Source organism: Bacillus sp. OV166, assembly GCF_900177675.1.
Taxonomy (GTDB): domain Bacteria; phylum Bacillota; class Bacilli; order Bacillales; family Cytobacillaceae; genus Neobacillus.
In genome coordinates, this window is sequence record NZ_FXWM01000001.1 from 1,089,525 (window position 1) to 1,110,688 (window position 21,164).

Consider the following 21,164-nt stretch of genomic DNA (forward strand, 5'->3'; position numbering starts at 1 on the left):
ATTAAATCACTTTAATCAATAGTTTTTTTTGAATATTTTATGTATATTTCCGATAAATGTTGATTTATAATAGGATTATATAACTATAAACCATCGAGACTTAATTTACGCATTATACAAACGGGGTGCAAATTTGTGATTATTGCCGATCAAGTGTTAGTGAAAAAAATGAATCAAAAGGTACTGTTAAATGAAATTGTTTCCAATTCCCCTGTTTCAAGGGCAAGGTTATCTGAAATAACCGGATTAAATAAATCCACTGTTTCTTCTCAAGTCAATACGTTAATTGAAAAGAACCTTATTTTTGAAATAGGACAAGGGCAGTCCAGCGGCGGTAGAAAGCCTGTCATGTTAGTTTTTAATAAAAATGCCGGATATTCTATCGGAATTGATATAGGTGTTGATTCTATAAATGGGATATTAACGGATTTAAAAGGAAATATTGTTCTAAATCAATATCATCATCTAGAGAAACCTTCGCTTGATACGAACAAGGATGTTTTATTTTCGATGATTAAAGACCTTACTAATCAAATCCCAGATTCTCCTTACGGGTTAATCGGCATTGGTTTATGTGTACCAGGCCTTGTCAATACCGAGCAAAAGGTTATTTTCACTCCAAATATCGTCTGGAATTATGAACTTGACTTAAAATCGCTCATTGAACAGGAATTTCAGGTACCAGTTTTTATTGAAAATGAAGCCAATGCAGGCGCATATGGAGAAAAAGTATTTGGGGCAGCTAAAAATTATGAAAACATAATCTACGTTAGCGTGGGTACTGGAATCGGGATCGGAATTGTTATTAATAATGATTTATATCGAGGCGTCAATGGTTTTGCTGGAGAAATGGGCCATCTGACTATTGATTTTAATGGGCTCAAATGCAGTTGTGGAAACCGAGGGTGCTGGGAATTATACGCCTCTGAAAAAGCATTACTACATACTTTTCAGAATAACGATACCATCACTTCCTATCAGGAATTGATTAATCTAGCTAACCAAAATGATCCTGATATATTAATGGCATTACAAAATTTCGGTTTCTACCTTGGGATTGGATTAACAAGTATCTTAAATACATTTAATCCGCAAGCGGTCATTATCCGAAACGACATTGTTGAAGCTCTCCCAATGGTGTTGAATTCGATTCGAAATTCTATTTTATCAAGAAGTAATGACAAACTTAATAACAGTCATGAGTTATTACTGTCTTCCTTAGGAAAAAATGCTCCCGCATTAGGGACGTCCTCGATTGCTATTGAACATTTCTTAGAAAAGTTTACATCGTAAAATTGTATGGCTATTTCGCCAGGTGGAAAGGTGGAGGACGATTTGAAAAGAACAGTATATATTACAAGAAAGCTCACCGATGATATGATCGATAAACTTTCAAATCATTTTCAGGTGAGAATGTGGCACGAGGAACATGTCCCTGTTCCAAGGGATGTTTTACTAAAAGAAATAGAAAATGTGGATGGGCTTATTTGTCTTCTAACAGAAAAGATAGATGAAGAGGTCCTAAGTAAAGCCAAACAGTTAAAGGTCATTAGTAACATAGCGGTAGGCTATAATAATATCGATATTGACTTTGCTGCTAAGAAGGGAATCGTCGTAACCAACACTCCTGGCGTGTTAACTGAAACGACAGCTGATTTAACCTTTGCCCTATTAATGGCGGCTGCACGTAGAGTCGTGGAGTCATCTGATTTCCTGCGCAGTGGTGAATGGGGAGCATGGTCCCTTATGCAGATGACTGGACAAGATATTTATGGTGCAAGCTTAGGGATTATTGGATTAGGAAGAATTGGAGAAGCACTCGTCAAGCGGGCAAAGGGCTTTGATATGAATGTTCTCTATTATAACCGGACACGGAAGTCGGAAACAGAAGAAAAGCTGGGGATTCATTACAGGGAAATGAAGGATTTGTTGCAGCAATCTGATTTTGTCTGCCTTTTGTTACCTTATAGCGCCGAGGTACACCACCTAATTGGAAAAGATGAATTGTCCCTAATGAAAAGAAATGCCATCTTGATCAATACGGCTAGAGGTGGTCTTATCGATGAGGATGCTTTATTTCAATCATTGAAGAATGGGGAGATTTGGGCTGCTGGGCTGGACGTGTTCGAACAGGAGCCAGTTCCAATTGACCATCCATTATTATCCCTGCCGAATGTGGTTACACTGCCTCACATTGGAAGTGCCAGTGTGAAAACAAGAATGAGGATGGCTCATTTAGCTGCCGATAATATGGTGAGTGTATTAACTGGTAATGAAGCAATTACGCCTGTGATTAGCCATAAATAATAAATGTAAAGTACGATACTTGTCTGAAATATTTGTTAAAAAAGGTGGTTGTTTAAAGAGTTGTCAACTCAATTTCGTCATATAATTATTGGTAATTTTTCCGATATTTAGTTAATAATGAGAAGAAAATTCAATTTTTATAATGGACTCGAGAGACTCGGAGTATCAGTAGATTAATAGATTTGAAGCTATCGAAAGAACCAATTGTATTTTATTTCTGTAAAATTCTTCCTCAAATATGACAAAAATCATATGTTACGATGAATTTGCGAAAGATCGGCAAATTGCCAAAACAGGAGGAAGAAACGATGATGAAGAAAAAAGCAATTCTAACTGTAGCAGCTGCGGCAGCGTTAATGATGTCAAACCCGGTATTAAATAAAGCCCATGCTGCCACTACTAGCCCTTCCGTGCAAGAAAAAGTATATGTATACCAAGGGACAAATATGGATGAGATTAATAGTGTAGTCGAAAAATATCTTGCTAGTTTAGGATTTACATTTTCACAAAATACTGTAAAGCAGCCTGTTCAGACTCAACCAAATCAAACCGTACCAACACAGGAGCCTGCTCAAACGGCGACACCACAGCCTGTGCAGCAACAACCGGTAACTGCGACACCACCAAGTTCAACACCAACTACAAGTTCGTTAAGTGCTTATGAGCAAAAAGTAGTTGATCTGACCAATCAAGAACGGGCAAAAAATGGTTTACCCGCACTTAAAGTGGATGTAACACTTAGCAAAATGGCCCATGAAAAATCCCGTGATATGTCTGCAAATGGCTACTTCAGCCATACAAGCCCGACATACGGTTCACCGTTTGATATGATGAAAAAATACGGCATCACCTATCGATATGCAGGTGAAAACATTGCGATGGGACAGCGAACTCCTGAAGAAGTAGTCAAGGCTTGGATGAATAGTGAAGGTCACCGTAAGAATATCCTTAGCCCGAACTACAACTATATCGGTGTTGGTTATGTATCACAAGGTAATTACTGGACACAGGAATTTATCGGTAAATAATGAAAGCTCGGGGACAATATGTCCCCGAGCTTTTTGTGTCATTCACAACTTATAAAAGTAATATCGAAACTCGTCATCTATTTTAAATCCTTGTTTTTCCCAAAAGTTCCACGCCTTTTTATTGGCATGCTCCACTGAAAGTTCAATACCTTTAGATTTCGTTAATAATGTAAACTCCTTTACTTTGGCAAAAAGCATTTTCCCAATTCCTCTATTACGAAACTCTTCAGCTATATAAAAGTCATTTAATAACCAGACACGCTGTAAACTTAAAGACGAAAAAATAGGATAAAGCTGTGCAAAGCCAATAACCTCATTTTCTTGCGCTGCGATAAATATGACAGATTCTAAGTGTTCAAATTTTTCATAAAGAAAACTTTCTACTTTTGATGGGTCCTTTGGGTGCTTAAAAAACTCACGATAGGAATCAAATATAGGAACTATTTTAGGAAGATCTTCAATTGTTGCTTGTCTAATAATTAATTTGTTGCTCATTATACATCCCTCTATGTTCAAAATGAATTATATTGAAGCATCATTAACCATTTGTTTAGTTAACACCATCTGCAGCTATCATAGCAATACTTCAGATGATAAATATAAATGAAGTGGTGAGCCTTAGTAGCTGTTTTCTCTTCATTTTTAATTTTTTTAAGGATCGATACAAGGTTTAAACCAAATATAACGCACAAAACGGGCATTATAAACCAGCCTATGTTCAGAAATGCAATGATGCAAGATTGTTGATTCTTGAATTCGCCCATAGAAACATTAGATTCGCCCATAAAAGCCCAAAATTCGCTCATTAAACCCCAAGATTCGCTCATTAAACTCAGAAATTCGCCCATTGACGCGAAAAGTCGTTAAATAATCAAAAATATACAAATACGTAAGTGTAATTTTATACAAAATATCATTTTTAATGAGTTATACCAACGTTAGTTACGGAAACAGGCAATAAAAAACAGTACACCTCCTTCTTAAAGAGGTGCACTCCTGTTGGGTTTTCATATGTATCAAACAAGTGAGTTAAAGATTTACATATTTAAGGGAGCTACTGTTTAACTAGTGCTCTTCCTAAGGTACCGGCTCCGCCTACGCCAAATACCATGATAGCCACGCGTGCTATCCCCTCTAATATGTAATATAACGCTAAATTATTAATAAAATATGAACTAGATGTTAATCAATAGTTAATTTTTATATAGGTTTATATGGTCTGAAAAAACTATTCAAACGTTTGATTAGAACGCATAACTTCTTGATAGACGTGGCTTGGAAGATCTAACCAAACGTTTGATTAAAAGATTAACAATAAAAATTTGTTATTTTAAGGGAATCCAGATTTCTGAGTAGTAATCGGTGCCCCAAGGATTACCGGCGAAATAGACTTCTAAATCAGGTGTGCCTGCATGCTTGTAATGACTTGACGGAAACCATTCAGAGTAAATTTGTTTCCATACTTTCTGGATTGCCTCGGGCATTGGGCCGTGAACTTCAAATACGCCCCACATTGAAGGTGGAATCTCGAGATTCAATAAACCTTCTGGCGTGTCACCGTTATGTTCCGTTGCAATCCAGTAATCCATTAATTGCTGCTGCGTGTCTCTTTTATCGACACATACCCCAAGCACCCCATTAATTTCCCCATTATTCAATTGGAGTAATAAATCGTTGGTTCCATCTGCATGAACATCAGCCCACATTTTGGGGATCTCAATTAAGTTTTCACCATTAACACATGATAACTCCCGCTTGATCCCGATAACTTGGAAACTGTCTCTTTCAATAATTTTGTAATTCATCTAATTCATCCTCCTTACATCTATTTGTAATTATAAGTCTTTTTAACAACCAATTTGTTACAAGCAAAAATAATTCATTTTTCTATTTCTCTATATTTTACATACTATCCTGTCAGTCGCGAAAAATAATATAAAAAATAGCAGGGAAGGTAAGAAGATATGTTTTCATTTCGAGGCGATGCGCATAAAGTTTACCTTCGGCTTAACAAAGCCATAAACAACGGTGAATCCACCAAACATATGAGGGAATACATAGAAATTGAAGAGGTTCAAAGACTGTATCAATCACTTGATAGCAGCATGTTGCAATTAATTAATTATCGAATGATCAAGGAAAAGAATGGATCTGGGATCATACCGATTTTTGTTTCTTCTGTCCCATGGCTTTTGTTTCTATTTTCCAAACCATTGATGGACTTCCTTTTCAAGGATGGAAGCATACTTTGGGCAATATTTGGGGTTGCATATTTGATGGTTTTAACTTTAAGTGTCATCCTTCATTTTCGAGAAAAGGCATGGGCTGCATTTCATATGGAAATCATTCAGGATATTTTAAAAGAAAGAAATCACTGAATTCAATAATTTATATCAAAAAATGAGGCCTGTCTTTTTTTAGTATGAATATTAATAAAATAGCTAAACTAATATTAAAATCTTTGGGAGGCTATTTATGGGCTTAGTAGTTTTTTTCTTCCTGGCATGGCTGGTTGTATCCCTTTTTGCAGTTATAAAGAAGAAACTATCGTTTGCCGAGAATACATTGATTTTTTTAGTTATTTTAATTGTTAGTATTAACTTTTCTTGGATTGTCATTGAGGAACTAAAGCTAATAAAACGTACTCAAGAAAGTTTGGAATATATGGCCTATCTACTCAATCGTAGTGTAATTACACCATTTCTAATCCTTATTCAGGTAAATCTTCTTCTACGGAGTAAAACGATGATGATGAAAATAATACTAATGGTTTTTGGTGTTTTTCTATTGACGGGTGTAAGTAGTCTCTCTAACTTTTATGACATTATAGAATATAAACATTGGCATTATTGGTATGATGGAATATATTTTTTCATTCTAAATGGTATTGCGATTTTTTCTTATAAATTATTTGCGAGGGTCTCTCGGAATGTGGTGAGTTATTAATGATATTATGGGAAAATTTTGATAAAAATGAGATTTATATCATAATTATGCTGATTGTTTCTTATACAGCATTTTTTCTATTTCCGAAAAGATTATCTACATCGATTACGATTTTATTTTTAGTTTGGGGATTCGCAAGCTCTACTTTGTTTGATTTCACCATCGGCGGTGGATTGCTTGATTTTTATAAGGTCAATGATTCTAACAAATATGAGCTGTTTGATTTACTCTCTTATTTTTTGTTTGCCCCATTCAGCTATTTTTTCGTCTACTTTTACGAACGATTTAAAATCGGCAAAAAGGCATTTATATTTTATATACTTGGTTGGTGCTTTGTAGGCTTAATAATGGAAAAAGTCTCCGGCTATATGGGACTAACACATTATCAGCATGGTTATAGTATAAAGTATTCATTGATTGTTTTTTTAGTGGTTCAGACAAGCACAGCCCTTTACTATGAATTAATAAAGAAAAAAGAACCATTTTTAGAAAAGTTGAAACAAGGGCATTAAGCCCCAGAGAAACTTAACATCAAAAAACCGTCAGGCTCAAAACATGGCTTTGGCGGTTTTTCTCATGAGCAATGTGAGGGTAAATGGAAGAAGGAAAGAAACTCTTCAAAGGCGAAATAGAATGATAGTATTCTTTATAGTGTAAGGATCGGTCAGGTGTCAGGGAATATTTTAGAAAAAGACATTAACATAAAAATGGTAAGAAGTGAGGTCCTGTAGCATAAATGATAAAAGTTAAGTCTAAATGACAAAGGTGATGGGGATGTTTTTTCTATTTTTAACTGCGATGATTATTTGTTTTGTCGTGGGTACTACTTTATTGGTAAAAGGTACAGTAACAGTCGGGGCCATTACCATTGGTGCAGGAATAATACTGTTGCTGGTTATTTTGATTTATTATGGAAAAAAGAAACATCGAAAAAAGAAATACGATTGGACTCCAGACTGTGATTGTATTCCGGATTTTGATGGGGATTGTGGGCCAGATTGTGATTGTGGACCGGATTGTAATTAATCTAATGAGATTGCTAAATATCGTTCCATGTCATCGGATGAAGTCTCGGAGTATAACCATTAAGGGGTATACTCTTCCCTTATGTGCAAGATGTACCGGAATCTTGGCAGGCTATTTATTTTTCCCGTTTTTGTTGATAGCGGGTATACATTTGTCATTATGGCTCGGGCTCCTTTTAAATGTCCCAATGGTTATTGATGGTTGGACACAGAAAAGGAAATATCGGATGAGTAATAATATCTTGAGAGTTACCACAGGTATAATGAGTGGATTTGGGCAAAGCGTCCTGATCGTAACAGGCAGTGATTATATACTATCCATGCTTTTAGGTGGATAAAGTCGAGGGAAACTAACTACGCTTATTAAAAATCGGCTGCCATTGCGGCAGCCGATGGATAGGCTAGACCACGATCCAAAACGACTAGTTAAACGGATAAAACTGATAGGTTAGCACACCAACAATGATTCCTGTGACCAATCCAAAAAATACTTCTGCCGGTTGATGACCTAATAATTCTTTCAGCTTTTCTCTAGACTCTGTTTTCTTTAACTTCGGGTTTTTTAAGGTATCAATTAAAAGATTGAAATCAACTAACAATGTATTTAAAACCTCTGCATGATAGCCTGCATGTCTTCGAACCCCGGTAGCATCATGCATGACAATTAGTGATACGATCACAGAAATTGCAAATTCATTAGAATGAAGTCCAGAAGTTAAACCGATAGCAGTAGTTAATGAAATAATTGTAGCTGTATGAGAACTAGGCATTCCCCCAGTGCTAAACATCAAGTTCCATCTTAATTCTCCTGAAGCAAAATAGTGTATCGGAATTTTTACAAATTGGGCAATAAACATTCCTAAAAGGGCGGCTAAAATGGGATAGGATAAAAACATATGATCCTCCTAATTTGTGTTTGTACTTATAATATGAATAAAACCCATTACTAATCAAATTTGATTTAATAAGTCCTGGTTGTTTCCGTCCAAATAATCATGAACGAAAAAATTGAAAAACCGTTCCCTTACCTTCTGAGACTTCCACCTCCGCATAAGCACCATTGATGAAGGTGATTTGTGGTGGGAGGTGCCCGCAATCAATATCATAAATAATTGGAATATCAAGCTCATCGGCAAGGTCTTGATAGACATCCTCCACAGTATAGTTTTCCACAGACCTATTCGCTTCACTCCGGCCAAACATCAGGCCTGAACAGTTTTCAATCCACCCAGCTAACCTCATTTGAACCAAGGATCTTCGCAAATCAGGGGTATTCATTTGACAATTCTCTAAATACCAAATGACGGGCTCGCCGTTGATATGTTTTTTTCTAAACTTTTCTACATCACCGAAGGGCGTCCCAATAAGATGTCTGATAATGTCTATACATCCGCCGAGTAATCGACCATGTATCCTAACTGGTCGGTTCCCGACAGTATTCCAGGCAGTATGTTCGGTTAAATGAAAAACACAGGGAGAAGGATTTGTATGCTGCCATTCCTTTTGATACTTTTCTGAGGAATGTTGAATCACAGATTCTCCTTTGTTGGTCGACAAGACCGACTGCCAAATGGCTGTCGTTTCATCCATAAATTCCCCGCCCCACGGCGAATAAGGATGTCAATTTCATTGTCACACATCATGGCATTAAAATCAGCCGCACGTTTTAGCGCTGGGGCTGATTTTGCCTTGTTTTGAGTCCAAGCTGTTTCCCCACAGTTTACCTTGAATCCTCTTTGTTCCATTCCGATGGTTGCTTCGGTTTTTAAATGCGGAAAGGTAATCATCGATATTCCCCTAACACTTTTAGATGATTTTATCAAAATGTGAGAAGGGGGGCTACATATTAATCTATGACTCAAAAATAATTACAACACGTTTTCGGATTTTTTGGAAAAAATTTAACAATAAATTAAAATTCATCTTTTTGTCAAATTAACTCTAGCCATTTGGAAATGAAAACGCTATAATTAAATTATGAAACAACGTACCACGATGTGGAACGCGATAAAAAGAAGTTAAATTTAAGGAGATGTAGATTGTGGAAACAAGATACTCAACACACCCAGATCATGCAAAAACATTTACAACAGAAGAACTTCGCAAACACTATCTGATAGAAGAGTTATTCATCCCAGGTGAAATTAAGCTAGTTTATACAATGGAAGACCGTGCCATTGTAGGTGGCATCACACCTATGGGAGAGGTAGTTTCATTAAAGGGCTATGATGAAATTAAGGCTGATTACTTCTTAGAGCGAAGAGAAGTTGGGATTTTCAATGTTGGTGGAAGCGGGAAAATCACCGTTGATGGTGAGACTTATGAAATGGACAACAAAGATTGCTTGTATGTTGGTTTAGGGAAAAAAGAGTTACTCTTCACTAGTGAATCAACCGTAAGTCCAGCCAAGTTTTATTTATTCTCTGCACCAGCTCATAAAGAGTATCCCGTTCAACACGTAGCATTTAAGGATATTGAAGGAGATCGCTTAGGATCCCTTGAGAATGCAAATGACCGAGTGATTCGCCGCATGATCCATAACGAGGGAATCCAAAGCTGCCAAGTGGTTATGGGAATGACGCAATTAAATACTGGAAGCGTCTGGAATTCAATGCCAACTCATACACATGACCGCAGAATGGAAGTCTACCTCTACATTGATTTAGATGAAAATGCAAGAATGTTCCATATGATGGGTGAGCCGACTGAAACACGTCATCTGGTGATGAAGAACGAACAAGCGGTTATTTCACCGCCGTGGTCCATTCATTGTGGTGGAGCAACCAGCAATTATACTTTTATCTGGGCCATGGCTGGAGAGAATAAAACCTATAATGACATGGATCAAGTAACGATGGACCAGTTGAGATAACTTAAAGACTGCTTGATTAGAAGACATAAAGGAAGAGGTGCTTAATAAATGAGTTTAAGAGATTTTTCACTAGATTTTTTTAAGTTAACAGATAAGGTGGCCATTGTTACAGGAGGAAATACGGGTCTAGGCCAGGGATATGCGATCGCATTAGCTAAAGCCGGAGCAGATTTATTTATTGTTTCCCACGATACCAATTGGGAAGAAACCAGAGCTCTTATTGAAGAGACAGGAAGCAAAGTCCACTTTCATCAGGCCGACTTAACGGTAAGGGAAAATATTAAGAATATTGTCTCTGAGTGTCTGAATGTTTATGGAAAAATAGATATCCTCGTGAATAATGCGGGAACGATTCGTCGCACGCCATTACTAGAATACAAACAAGAGGATTGGGATGCGGTCATGGATATTAACCTGAACGCAGTCTATTTTCTAAGTCAAGAGGTTGCAAGAGTAATGGCTAAGCAAGAATGCGGAAAAATCATCAATATCGGATCGATGCTGTCTTTCCAAGGTGGTAAATTTATTCCGCCATACACAGCAAGTAAGCATGGGGTGGCGGGTCTTACAAAAGCATTTGCAAACGAATTAGGACATTACAATATCCAAATTAATGCGATTGCACCAGGGTATATTGCTACCGCTAATACTGCACCGATTCGTAAGGATGAAGAACGGAACGCGGAAATTCTTTCTCGTATTCCTGCAGGAAGATGGGCAGATCCATCAGACCTTATGGGGGTAGTTGTCTTCTTATCTAGTCGAGCCTCCGATTATATGAATGGACATATTCTAGCAGTCGATGGTGGTTGGTTAGCCCGTTAATCAGGGTTATTACATAAGCTAAAGGCGGTTCAAGATATATTGTAAATCAAAGCCTCCTTTGCTTTATTTGATTCAGGAACATACCACAGCATGTCTCAATTTTTTTGCTTAAAAATTACCCATCATAAACCGAAAGGTAAGGTATGCAATTATGAAAATTATGAAGACGATTGAAAAGATTCCTGGTGGTCTAATGCTGGTTCCATTATTTTTAGGAGCTATGATACACACACTAGCTCCAAAATCTGGTGAGTATTTTGGTTCATTTACTAATGGTTTAATGACCGGTACTGTACCAATTCTAGCAGTATGGTTCTTCTGTATGGGTGCAGGTATTAATATTAAAGCGACAGGTACGGTATTAAGAAAGTCAGGAACACTTGTCGTAACAAAGATAGCGGTTGCATGGGTAGTTGCGATCGTTGCATCCATGTTTATCCCGGATGGTGGAATTCAAACAGGCTTTTTTGCTGGATTCTCAGTTCTTGCTTTAATTGCATGTATGGATATGACCAATGGCGGTCTATATGCTTCAATTATGCAGCAGTACGGTTCCAAAGAAGAGGCTGGTGCGTTTGTCCTTATGTCACTTGAATCAGGTCCACTAGTAACAATGTTGATTCTTGGTTCAACAGGGTTAGCAGCATTCCAACCGCAAGCTTTTGTAGGCGCTGTCTTACCTTTCTTAGTAGGGTTTCTTCTTGGTAACTTGGATAAAGATTTCCGTGAATTTTTCAGTAAGGCTACACATACAATGATTCCATTCTTTGGTTTTGCCCTTGGTAACTCGATTGACCTGACAGTAATAGCGAAGACTGGTCTTGCTGGAATTTTATTAGGTATTCTCGTCATCATTGTTACAGGTGTTCCATTAATGTTAGCTGATAAATTTATTGGAGGAGGAAACGGTACAGCAGGACTTGCGGCTTCAAGTACAGCTGGAGCTGCGGTTGCCAATCCGATGATCATTGCCACAATGAAGCCGGAGTTTCTTCCTATTGCGCAATCAGCCACTGCTTTGTGTGCAGCATCGGTCATTGTAACATCTATATTAGTACCTATCCTTACGGCCTATTGGTCCCAACATATGAAAAAGAAAAACAATGGACCAAGTGTACATGGAGGAAACAAAGCTACTGCTTGATAATCAAATCAAGAGAGACATATTCATTGTATGTCTCTCTTTCAATTAATAGGAGGATTGACCCGTATGAGTAGAATTATTACTGTAGGAGAACCTATGGCACTCTTTGTAGCGGAGAAAGAAGGTTCATTGGAGAACACAGAGCGTTTTGAACGTTTTGTTGCAGGTGCTGAGGTCAACTTCTCCATTGGTATGTCACGATTAGGGCATACAGTTACCTATATTACCCAATTGGGAATGGACCCGTTTGGCAAAAATATTGAAAAGTTTTTGCAGCAGAATGCGATTGATACCACGTATGTGACATATGATGCGAATTATTTAACAGGTATGCAGTGGAAGGAAAAGGTAGTAAGCGGCGATCCAGAAGTGTTTTCCGCTAGAAAGAATTCCGCTGCTTCACATATGAATCTAGAAACGATCGATCATTTGAACTGGGATGGCTTTGACCATATTCATTTGACAGGGATTCCCCCTGCATTGTCCGCCGGTTGCCGAGAGATGGTATATGAACTAATGAAAGAGGCACGAGCAAGAGGCATCCAAATCTCATTTGATCCTAACTTACGTCCAGGTCTTTGGCCTGACAAGCAAGAAATGGCTCAAGTGATTAACGACCTGGCGTGTCATGCAGACATTGTTCTTCCCGGCATCGAAGAAGGAAAGCTGTTAACGGGTAAACAAGACGTTCAAGAAATTGCTGATTATTATCACGCAACCGGTGTAAAAACAGTTGTTATTAAGCTCGGGGCAAAAGGTGCATTCACAAGCTCAGACGGTGAGCAATTCTACACTAATGGTTTCCATGTAGAGAGAGTTGTTGACACGGTAGGTGCTGGTGACGGGTTTGCTGTTGGGGTGGTCAGCGGGATATTGGAAGGTCTGCCCATCATGGAAGCGGTAAAACGCGGGGCAGCTATCGGTGCACTTGCAGTTATGTCTCCAGGAGATAACGATGGTTTACCTGATAGAGACAAATTGGAAGCATTTATGGGAGACTCGCTGGTCAAGCGTTACTATTAATTGTATTAAAAAAAGTAAAGAAAACCGATTTTATGGTTTCCTTTACTTTTGTATTTTAGTGCTTCCCCGTATAACCAAGATTTCTTGAGATAGCGATACTATACTGTTTCATTTTTTCAATTAATGTATCGTTGATCAGATCCATTGTTACTCGATTACTTGGACCAGAAATACTAAAACTCGCAATAATCTTTCCTTTGTGATCAAAGATTGGAGCAGCAATACATCTTAAGACTACTTCATTCTCGGCATTATCTAATGCATAGCCTTGGCTTTTAACCTTTTCGATTTCTTCTATAAATTCTTCCTTAGAGGTTATTGTAGAAGGTGTCTTGGGAATGAAATTTATATTTGAAATGAGTTCGTTAAATTCGTCCTGGTTCTTGTCTGAAAGTAATATTTTTCCAACGCCGGTACAATACATGGGAGCACGGCTTCCAATCCGGGAATACATGCGAATCGTTTGTGTACTTTCAATTTTATCAATATAGACAACTTCACCGCGGTCTTCGATGCATAAATGAACGGTTTCGTTGACTTCTTGTGATAATTTTTCTAGAAACGGTTTCGAAACAGTTACAATATCTGAGTTATTTAAAAGATTTCTAGAAAGAAAGAGGACTTGTAATCCAAGTTTATATTTGTCTGTTTCTTCATCTTTCACGACATAATTCATACTCGATAACGTAGCTAACAGTCTATGAATGGTGCTTTTTGTTAGTCCAATCTGCTCCGATAGTCGTGTAATCTGGATACCATCTGGATATTCAGATAGCTTGTTTAATATAGTTAGAGCTCTTTCAAGTGATTGAACATTAGACATCTCTTTCTACCTCTTTTTCAGTGATATTCATTTCACAATTTTAAAACACTGTTCTATTATATGATACGGTATAGAGAATCTTTTGTAAATTTAATTAAAACTATTGGAAAATAACCATTCAAAAAAACAAAAGAGAGAAGTGATTGACATGATGAAAAAAATAAATATTTTAACGAAAATTGCAGAATGTGGCGTAGTAGCCGTGGTAAGGGCAGATTCAAAGGAAGAGGCAGTTAATATTTCCGAAGCTTGTGTAGAAGGCGGTATTCAAGGGATTGAGGTTACTTTTACCGTACAAGGCGCAGATGAAGTAATTAAAGAATTAGCAACCCTTTATCAACATAATAAAGATGTAGTGATTGGTGCAGGAACGGTCCTTGATGCGGCAACAGCACGGATTGCGATTTTGGCGGGGGCACAGTTTGTTGTGAGTCCTGCATTTGATCAGGAAACAGCAACCCTTTGTAATCTCTATCAAGTACCTTATATGCCTGGCTGTATGACGATCACTGAAATGAAACGTGCATTAGAAGCTGGCGTAGATATCGTGAAACTATTCCCTGGAAGTGCATTTGGTCCAGAGTTTGTCAAAGCAGTAAAAGCTCCGCTTCCACAAGTAAACATTATGCCAACTGGCGGTGTCAATTTAGATAACGTGGACCAATGGATCAAAAATGGCTGTGTGGCTGTTGGAGTAGGCGGTAATCTAGTGGAACCTGCTAAAACAGGGGAATTTGACAAGATCACCGACTATGCAAAACAGTATATCGAAAAAGTTCAAGCGGCAAGAGGATTATAACTTTGTTTTTCTATATTTTAGGCTATGTTAAAGCTTATTGTTGATTTTGGTACATGTTGATTGGAGCGGAAATCAACAGCCAAGTATAACAGAGCCATATTTTAAAAAATGAAAATAATACCAGTTTTTTGATACAATGAATTATATAAAGGAGGAATAAATGATGCCAACAAATTTGAAAGACACGACTACATTAAGCAATGGAGTAAAGATGCCATGGGTGGGATTAGGAGTTTTTAAAGTAACCGAAGGGGAAGAGGTTATTCAGTCTGTAAAAGCTGCTATCCAAAACGGATACATAAGCATTGATACAGCCGCTATTTATGGTAATGAAGAAGGTGTAGGCCAAGCCATTAAGGATTCAGGCGTTCCCCGTGAGGATTTGTTTATTACAACAAAGCTTTGGAATTCCGAACAGGGATATGAATCAACGTTAAAGGCGTTTGAAACAAGTCTTACTAAGCTTGGACTTGATTACTTAGATCTTTATTTAATTCACTGGCCAGGAAAAGATAAATATAAAGAGACATGGAAGGCGTTTGAAAAGCTTTACAAAGAGGGGCGTGTGCGTGCGATTGGCGTTAGTAACTTCCAAGTTCACCATTTAGAAGATTTAATCAGTTCTGCAGAGATTAAACCGATGGTAAATCAGGTGGAGTTCCATCCGCACTTAACCCAAAAAGAGCTTCTTGCCTTTTGTAAAAATGAAGGTATTCAACTGGAAGCATGGTCACCTTTAAAACAAGGGAAGCTTCTAAATGAACCGGTCCTTGAAGATCTTGCGCATAAATATAATAAATCTGTTGCTCAAGTGATCTTGCGCTGGGATTTACAGCATGGAGTGGTTACGATTCCAAAATCAATCAAAGAACATCGCATTATTGAAAATGCGGATATTTTTGATTTTGAATTATCCACTGAGGATATGGACAAAATTGATGGATTGAATCAAGATAGCCGTGCTGGCTCCCATCCAGATACGATGAGCGTAGGCTTTTAATATTTCAAGCGTCTACCATTCAGAAATGAATGGCAGACGCTTTTTTTACTCCTACTATCTTATCATTCATTCCTTTTACTATGTTGAAGTGAATTATAAAAAATAGTACGTATGCTATAATGTCTATATCTTAATTGGGCATAAACTCAGGAAGGAGCAGGACACGTGAACATCCCATTAAATCAAAAACTCATCAAAGAAATGTGTGGCACTGTCTCCTTCAAACGAGGAGATTATTTTTATCAAACGAATAAAGTGACATTTGAACAATATCGACCTGACCGTTGTCAAGCTACGGTAACAGGTGAGGAAGACTTCCATGTGACAATCGAAGCGGGTGTCAACGATGATATTTTAACGGAATGCAGCTGCCCAAAGCTTGCCTCGTTTACAAAGGATTGTCAGCATATTGCGGCCGTTTTATTAGCGGTTTACGAGCATCAACAGAAAGGAACCATCCCGATGGTTTCCAGTTCAAATAATCAGGATCTTACTAAAGGGTTACTGACACTTTTTACGGATCAGCCTGTCCGCTCAAGCGGTCATCAACTCCATTTTGAAAAAAGAAATGTACTTGATATCGAGTTTACCTGTAAACCCATGGAGGTTGGCAAAGGAAGATACCTATTCGCTATCGAAATGACCGTCGTATCAACTGAGGTGGAAAATATCCGAATGTTTTTGGAGCGGGTAAGTACGGGAAAGACTTACTCACTTTCGAGCTCATTCAAATACGATCCAAATCTCCATTGCTTTCAAAAAGAAACCAATGCCATTCTTGAGCAGCTCATCCAAGTACTACGGGATGAAAAGGTTTATGTGGATGTGGTGCCTGACACCAATCAACATCAGATGCTGTTCATTCCATCATCCTCTTGGGAACGGCTGCTACCGTTGCTCATAAAAATTCCCTATGTGAAGGTGGAATCTGAGGGACATACCTTTCAAGGTCTGCACTTATCAGCCGCATCGCTGCCATTACAGTTTGATTTTACAAAAGCGGAAGGAAACGGTTATCAACTGAAGGTCAAAAACTTGCATCGGATGATTTTCTTAAGTGCCTATCATTCCGTTTTATACGAAGGGAAAGTAAAACAACTAGAAGATCAGGACTATAAACGTCTTTCGGATCTGAAAAAGATGTTGGATGCCTCAGGAACCAATCAAATTCCCATTCCGCAAGAGCAAATCCGCTTTTTTCTGGAAAAAGTGGCGCCAGGGTTAAAAAAATTAGGGCAGGTTACGATTGCAGAAACGATCACGAAGCAATTGATGAACACACCACTCGTGGCCAAACTCTACTTGGATCGTGTCAAAAACCGCTTGCTAGCTGGACTCGAATTTCATTACGAAAATTGGATCATTAATCCATTAGAAAGTAGAGATCTCCCATCTGGCTCTTTAGTAATCCGTGATGTAGAAAAGGAAGATGAAATCCTCCAGCTCTTTGAGGATAGCTCATTTGCCAAGACAGATGGTGGATATTTTCTTCATAATGAAGAGCTAGAGTATGACTTTCTGACCTATGTCGTCCCAAAGCTCCAAAAGCTCGTCCGAATTTATGCAACGACGGCTGTAAGAAATCGAATTTCCAGAGGGGAATTTCGTCCGCAGGTTAGGGTAAGGATCAAAAAGGAACGAACCAATTGGCTTGAATTTAAATTTGAAATGGATGGCATTCCTGAAAGACAAATACGTGAGGTTTTGTCGGCACTAGAGGAAAAACGGAAATATTATCGTATGCCTAATGGGTCGCTGCTCTCACTTCAGACGAGAGAATTCGATGAAATCCAGCGTTTTCTTTACTCACCACTTGCCAAGAATAAGGATCTCGCCAGTGGTTTGGATTTACCAATTGAGCAGAGTCTTCAACTTCTTGATACGGTTGAGGTTAGTGATGCGTTTAAGTTAGAGGAATCCTTTCGGCAGTTCCTGGATCACCTTCACAATCCAGGCCGGTTGGAGTTCGAGGTGCCAACGAGTTTAGAGCCCATCCTTAAAGATTATCAAAAGCATGGGTTTAAATGGATGAAGACTCTGGCATACTACGGCTTCGGCGGGATACTGGCCGATGATATGGGACTTGGAAAAACGATTCAAAGCATCGCTTTTATTATGTCAGTTCAGTCCGATATCCGTAAAAATAACCAGCCAGCCCTCGTTGTTTGTCCGTCATCCTTGACGTATAACTGGCTAAGTGAAATCAGGAAATTTGCTCCCCAGGTAAAGGCTGCTGTCATTGATGGAACAAAAGCAGAGCGAACCAAGCTTCTGAAGAAAGGGAAGGATGTCGATGTAATGATCATCTCCTACCCTTTACTGCGCCGCGAGATCAGCTGGTTTGAGAAGCAATCCTTTCATACGGTGTTTTTTGATGAAGCGCAAGCCTTTAAAAATCCGTTAACGCAAACAGCCCGTGCAGCAAAGATATTGCAGGCCAATCATCGCTTTGCACTTACTGGGACACCCGTAGAAAATTCATTAGAAGAGTTGTGGTCGATTTTTCACGTCGTCTTTCCTGAACTGTTCCTTGGGCTAAAGGAATATAGCAAGCTTTCTAGGAAAAACATTGCACGAAGAATCCGTCCTTTTTTACTGCGCAGGTTGAAGGAGGATGTCCTTGCCGAACTTCCTGGAAAAATGGAATCGATGGAATCTGTTGAACTGTTTCCTGAGCAAAAGAAGCTGTATGCAGCCTATTTGGCAAAACTTAGGCATGACACATTAAAGCATTTGGACAAGGATACGATTCGAAAAAATAGAATCAAAATCCTAGCGGGTTTGACTCGTTTGCGGCAGATTTGCTGTCATCCAGGCTTGTTTGTCGATGGGTATCAAGGGAACTCTGCGAAATTCGAACAACTCTTGCAGATTGTTGACGAATCAAAGCTTTCTGGAAGAAGAGTATTAATTTTTTCACAGTTTACGAAAATGCTTGATCTTATCGGTCGAGCGTTAACTTCGAAAGGAATGCCTTATTTTTACCTGGATGGAAAGACTCCATCTGAAGAACGAGTTGAAATCTGCGAGCGCTTTAATCGCGGTGAACGGGATTTGTTCCTCATTTCTTTGAAAGCAGGAGGAACAGGTCTTAATTTGATGAGTGCGGATACCGTCATTTTATATGACACGTGGTGGAACCCGGCTGTCGAGGAACAAGCGGCCGATCGTGCCCACCGGATGGGCCAGAAAAATATCGTCCAGGTCATCAAGTTGGTCGCCCGAGGGACAATCGAGGAAAAAATGAATGAACTGCAAGATAAAAAGCGACATCTCATCGAAGAAATAATCGATTCTGATGAGAAAGTCATGTCAACTCTTACTGAAGAGGATATCAGGGAGATATTGATGATATAGAAAAAAGGAGCTGCAGCGCAACTCCTTTTTTAATAGCTTTTATGCCCCAATGACATTCAATGATTGACGGAGACCTTCTAAAGCAAATTGCCTGATAAATCTAAAGGCAAATAATGCGATGATCGGTGAAAAGTCAATCGGACCAAGAGGTGGGATAAACCTTCTGAACAATCCTAAATATGGTTCGACAAGCTTGGCAATCCAGATACCAATCTTTGTTGCTTGAAACTGAGGAAACCAGGAACTGAAAATAGATATTAAGATTAACCAATAATAAATCTCAAAAGCATACTGTCCAATCAGTAAAATATTCGAGCCCAATATAGATCTTCCATTCTATAATAATTTTTTAATCGTACAAACATTACTTATGTATACATATACGATTGAGGTCCAATAAAGTTTCAAAATATTAATAAGGAACTTCCAACCTATTTCTGTTGAAGAGGGTTAAGAACTACTGCGATAAAATCGGCATAGCTGTCGATATGAAAATCTGCTTCAATGTTCCGATTTTGAAAAGCACACGTTTTAATATTTAATTCTCGAGCGGGAATTAAATCTAAGTCACGGTCACCGACGACCAAATCAATATGGTGACTTTTTAGTACATATTCGTAGGAGGAGCTGTGAGGTTTTCTTGTAAAACCTTGTTCCTCAACAGAAACAATCTCTTTAAAGTATTTGTCTAAATGATATTTTTTAAGCAGAAAGATGGTCGATTCCTTATCGCGATGCGTAACAATAATATTGTGATCAACAGAAGATAAGGCTTCATCCAGGTGTTCAAATGGCTTACTTTCCGTTTTTGAATAATAGTTATGTAAGGTTTGATACTCAAGTCTCTGCTTTTCATCTATTCCATAATGTTTAAAGGCCGTTTTGGAATCAATTTTTAGCCACCTTAGCACCTCATCGCGATCAAGGTCTTGCTGGCTTAATTTGATGAATCCAGAGACAAGTGCTGGATAGGTATCAAAAAGAGTGCCGTCGAAATCCCATAGTATGTTAATAAATATCCCTCTTTTCAGAAACATTTTGATTTTACCTTTAAAGAGAGTACCATAAGATTAAATAAAAAAGAAACGATCAGGTCACATGGATGTCTGAAATTTGTTATACTTTTCATGGGTAATGTACATGTTAAAAGATAGAAATGGGGGATAACAATGTCGTTTGATAACTCAAAACTGGGGTTACCATACTTTAGTTTAGAAGCAGCAGCAGTGGACAAGAGTCCGAGTGAAATGGTCATCACAGACCAAACTGGAGAAAACTATTACATAGTCACAAGGGATGTATTTGAGGATGGGTTGCAGCAAAACGGTTATAAGGTTGTTGTAAACGAAGGAGAGTAGTGATACTCTCTTTTTTTCTATAATTTTGTTTTAATAAATGCTTCTATTTGGGCTTTATGTTTTTTATTATTGGCGTTAAAGCAGGAAAAGCAGAAATAAAGAGTATAAATTAATACAGGTGTCTGTCATCTGTTCTTTTTACCAATAATGTAAACAAAATAAAGAATGGGAGTAGATAGAATGAGCTATCAGCAAAAAACAAAAGAAACGGATAACAGTGTGATTGAGTTTATTGAAAATGTTGAGAATCCAAAAAAACGTGAGGATGCGTACAAATTAATAGATATATTTACTGAAACAACAGGTTTTGAGGCAAAGATGTGGGGGCCGAGTATTATTGGTTTCGGTTCCTATCATTATAAATATGAATCAGGTCATGAAGGGGATGCCCCATTAGTTGGCTTTTCACCTCGAAAAGCAAAAATTAGTTTGTATTTTGCACCGGGAGAAACAACAAAGCGTGAGGAATTGCTAAAGGACTTTGGGAAACATACAACTGGAAAAGGGTGTGTATACATCAATAAGGTCGCTGATATTGATATCGATGTATTAAAAGAGCTAATAACCAAATCGGTTCAATTTTTGCAAAAAAAATATCCGAATATCAATTATTAACTCTATTAATCGATTACTAACAGCAGAAATAATAAGCGCTTC

General features: G+C 38.1%; 23 protein-coding genes and 1 pseudogene. 17 read left to right on the forward strand and 7 right to left on the reverse strand.

What is annotated here, in order from left to right:
* Positions 1–135: 135 nt before the first annotated feature.
* From CCK98_RS05090 to CCK98_RS05100, 3 genes are all read left to right on the forward strand, one after another.
* Positions 136–1,293, forward strand: coding sequence for an ROK family transcriptional regulator (locus tag CCK98_RS05090; RefSeq protein ID WP_088085580.1), 1,158 nt, complete (start codon positions 136–138; stop codon positions 1,291–1,293).
* Positions 1,294–1,335: 42 nt separating this feature from the next.
* The gene (locus CCK98_RS05095; protein ID WP_088090305.1) at positions 1,336–2,307 is read left to right on the forward strand and encodes a D-glycerate dehydrogenase; all 972 of its coding nucleotides are present in this window, start codon (positions 1,336–1,338) and stop codon (positions 2,305–2,307) included.
* 311 nt (positions 2,308–2,618) lie between these two features.
* On the forward strand, positions 2,619–3,335 hold the full coding sequence (locus CCK98_RS05100) for a CAP domain-containing protein (RefSeq protein WP_088090306.1): 717 nt from the start codon (positions 2,619–2,621) through the stop codon (positions 3,333–3,335).
* Between the two features lie 42 nt (positions 3,336–3,377).
* Here the strand turns inward: CCK98_RS05100 and CCK98_RS05105 are convergent, their stop codons facing one another.
* The gene (locus tag CCK98_RS05105; RefSeq protein WP_088085581.1) at positions 3,378–3,830 is read right to left on the reverse strand and encodes a GNAT family N-acetyltransferase; all 453 of its coding nucleotides are present in this window, start codon (positions 3,828–3,830) and stop codon (positions 3,378–3,380) included.
* A gap of 830 nt (positions 3,831–4,660) precedes the next feature.
* Positions 4,661–5,140 (reverse strand): GyrI-like domain-containing protein, encoded by a 480-nt coding sequence (locus tag CCK98_RS05115; RefSeq protein ID WP_088085583.1) that lies wholly within the window; start codon positions 5,138–5,140, stop codon positions 4,661–4,663.
* A 159-nt stretch (positions 5,141–5,299) separates the two neighbouring features.
* Here CCK98_RS05115 and CCK98_RS05120 point away from each other — a divergent pair, with 159 nt between their 5' ends.
* The 5 genes from CCK98_RS05120 to CCK98_RS05135 all read left to right on the forward strand — a co-directional run bounded on the left by CCK98_RS05120 (position 5,300) and on the right by CCK98_RS05135 (position 7,644).
* Complete coding sequence (locus CCK98_RS05120; RefSeq protein WP_088085584.1) at positions 5,300–5,713, forward strand: hypothetical protein; 414 nt, start codon at positions 5,300–5,302, stop codon at positions 5,711–5,713.
* 97 nt (positions 5,714–5,810) lie between these two features.
* Positions 5,811–6,281 carry a hypothetical protein gene (locus CCK98_RS05125; RefSeq protein ID WP_088085585.1) on the forward strand — a complete coding sequence of 157 codons (471 nt, stop codon included), beginning with the start codon at positions 5,811–5,813 and terminating at the stop codon, positions 6,279–6,281.
* On the forward strand, positions 6,281–6,793 hold the full coding sequence (locus CCK98_RS05130; protein ID WP_088085586.1) for a hypothetical protein: 513 nt from the start codon (positions 6,281–6,283) through the stop codon (positions 6,791–6,793). The genes CCK98_RS05125 and CCK98_RS05130 overlap by 1 nt, the downstream gene beginning before the upstream one ends.
* Before the next feature lie 262 nt (positions 6,794–7,055).
* Positions 7,056–7,307, forward strand: coding sequence for a hypothetical protein (locus CCK98_RS34715; RefSeq protein ID WP_142292133.1), 252 nt, complete (start codon positions 7,056–7,058; stop codon positions 7,305–7,307).
* Positions 7,308–7,344: 37 nt separating this feature from the next.
* Positions 7,345–7,644 (forward strand): DUF2085 domain-containing protein, encoded by a 300-nt coding sequence (locus CCK98_RS05135; protein WP_256942530.1) that lies wholly within the window; start codon positions 7,345–7,347, stop codon positions 7,642–7,644.
* A gap of 84 nt (positions 7,645–7,728) precedes the next feature.
* Here the strand turns inward: CCK98_RS05135 and CCK98_RS05140 are convergent, their stop codons facing one another.
* Together CCK98_RS05140 and CCK98_RS05145 are read right to left on the reverse strand one after the other, a co-directional pair.
* Positions 7,729–8,202, reverse strand: coding sequence for a divergent PAP2 family protein (locus tag CCK98_RS05140; protein ID WP_088085587.1), 474 nt, complete (start codon positions 8,200–8,202; stop codon positions 7,729–7,731).
* Positions 8,203–8,299: 97 nt separating this feature from the next.
* Positions 8,300–9,093, reverse strand: a pseudogene (locus CCK98_RS05145) (LD-carboxypeptidase).
* Positions 9,094–9,347: 254 nt separating this feature from the next.
* Here CCK98_RS05145 and kduI point away from each other — a divergent pair.
* The 4 genes from kduI to CCK98_RS05165 all read left to right on the forward strand — a co-directional run bounded on the left by kduI (position 9,348) and on the right by CCK98_RS05165 (position 13,170).
* A complete protein-coding gene (gene kduI, locus CCK98_RS05150) occupies positions 9,348–10,178 on the forward strand; it encodes a 5-dehydro-4-deoxy-D-glucuronate isomerase (RefSeq protein ID WP_088085588.1) in 831 nt (276 codons plus the stop codon).
* A gap of 48 nt (positions 10,179–10,226) precedes the next feature.
* Complete coding sequence (gene kduD, locus CCK98_RS05155) at positions 10,227–11,003, forward strand: 2-dehydro-3-deoxy-D-gluconate 5-dehydrogenase KduD (protein ID WP_088085589.1); 777 nt, start codon at positions 10,227–10,229, stop codon at positions 11,001–11,003.
* A 151-nt stretch (positions 11,004–11,154) separates the two neighbouring features.
* Positions 11,155–12,147 carry a 2-keto-3-deoxygluconate transporter gene (gene kdgT, locus CCK98_RS05160; protein ID WP_088085590.1) on the forward strand — a complete coding sequence of 331 codons (993 nt, stop codon included), beginning with the start codon at positions 11,155–11,157 and terminating at the stop codon, positions 12,145–12,147.
* Between the two features lie 66 nt (positions 12,148–12,213).
* Positions 12,214–13,170 carry a sugar kinase gene (locus CCK98_RS05165; RefSeq protein WP_088085591.1) on the forward strand — a complete coding sequence of 319 codons (957 nt, stop codon included), beginning with the start codon at positions 12,214–12,216 and terminating at the stop codon, positions 13,168–13,170.
* Between the two features lie 55 nt (positions 13,171–13,225).
* On the opposite strand, the gene CCK98_RS05170 is transcribed toward CCK98_RS05165, so the two are convergent.
* Positions 13,226–13,993, reverse strand: coding sequence for an IclR family transcriptional regulator (locus CCK98_RS05170; protein WP_088085592.1), 768 nt, complete (start codon positions 13,991–13,993; stop codon positions 13,226–13,228).
* 151 nt (positions 13,994–14,144) lie between these two features.
* Between CCK98_RS05170 and CCK98_RS05175 the strand changes: the two genes are divergently transcribed.
* From CCK98_RS05175 to CCK98_RS05185, 3 genes are all read left to right on the forward strand, one after another.
* Positions 14,145–14,792 (forward strand): bifunctional 4-hydroxy-2-oxoglutarate aldolase/2-dehydro-3-deoxy-phosphogluconate aldolase, encoded by a 648-nt coding sequence (locus CCK98_RS05175; protein ID WP_218780179.1) that lies wholly within the window; start codon positions 14,145–14,147, stop codon positions 14,790–14,792.
* Positions 14,793–14,955: 163 nt separating this feature from the next.
* On the forward strand, positions 14,956–15,792 hold the full coding sequence (locus CCK98_RS05180) for an aldo/keto reductase (RefSeq protein WP_088085594.1): 837 nt from the start codon (positions 14,956–14,958) through the stop codon (positions 15,790–15,792).
* Positions 15,793–15,957: 165 nt separating this feature from the next.
* Complete coding sequence (locus tag CCK98_RS05185) at positions 15,958–19,149, forward strand: DEAD/DEAH box helicase (RefSeq protein WP_088085595.1); 3,192 nt, start codon at positions 15,958–15,960, stop codon at positions 19,147–19,149.
* Positions 19,150–19,188: 39 nt separating this feature from the next.
* Here the strand turns inward: CCK98_RS05185 and CCK98_RS05190 are convergent, their stop codons facing one another.
* Complete coding sequence (locus CCK98_RS05190; RefSeq protein ID WP_088085596.1) at positions 19,189–19,470, reverse strand: YggT family protein; 282 nt, start codon at positions 19,468–19,470, stop codon at positions 19,189–19,191.
* A 110-nt stretch (positions 19,471–19,580) separates the two neighbouring features.
* Positions 19,581–20,186 (reverse strand): HAD hydrolase-like protein, encoded by a 606-nt coding sequence (locus tag CCK98_RS05195; protein ID WP_256942261.1) that lies wholly within the window; start codon positions 20,184–20,186, stop codon positions 19,581–19,583.
* Positions 20,187–20,318: 132 nt separating this feature from the next.
* Between CCK98_RS05195 and CCK98_RS05200 the strand changes: the two genes are divergently transcribed.
* A complete protein-coding gene (locus CCK98_RS05200; RefSeq protein WP_088085597.1) occupies positions 20,319–20,507 on the forward strand; it encodes a hypothetical protein in 189 nt (62 codons plus the stop codon).
* 180 nt (positions 20,508–20,687) lie between these two features.
* Complete coding sequence (locus CCK98_RS05205; protein ID WP_088085598.1) at positions 20,688–21,122, forward strand: DUF1801 domain-containing protein; 435 nt, start codon at positions 20,688–20,690, stop codon at positions 21,120–21,122.
* Positions 21,123–21,164 lie beyond the last annotated feature (42 nt).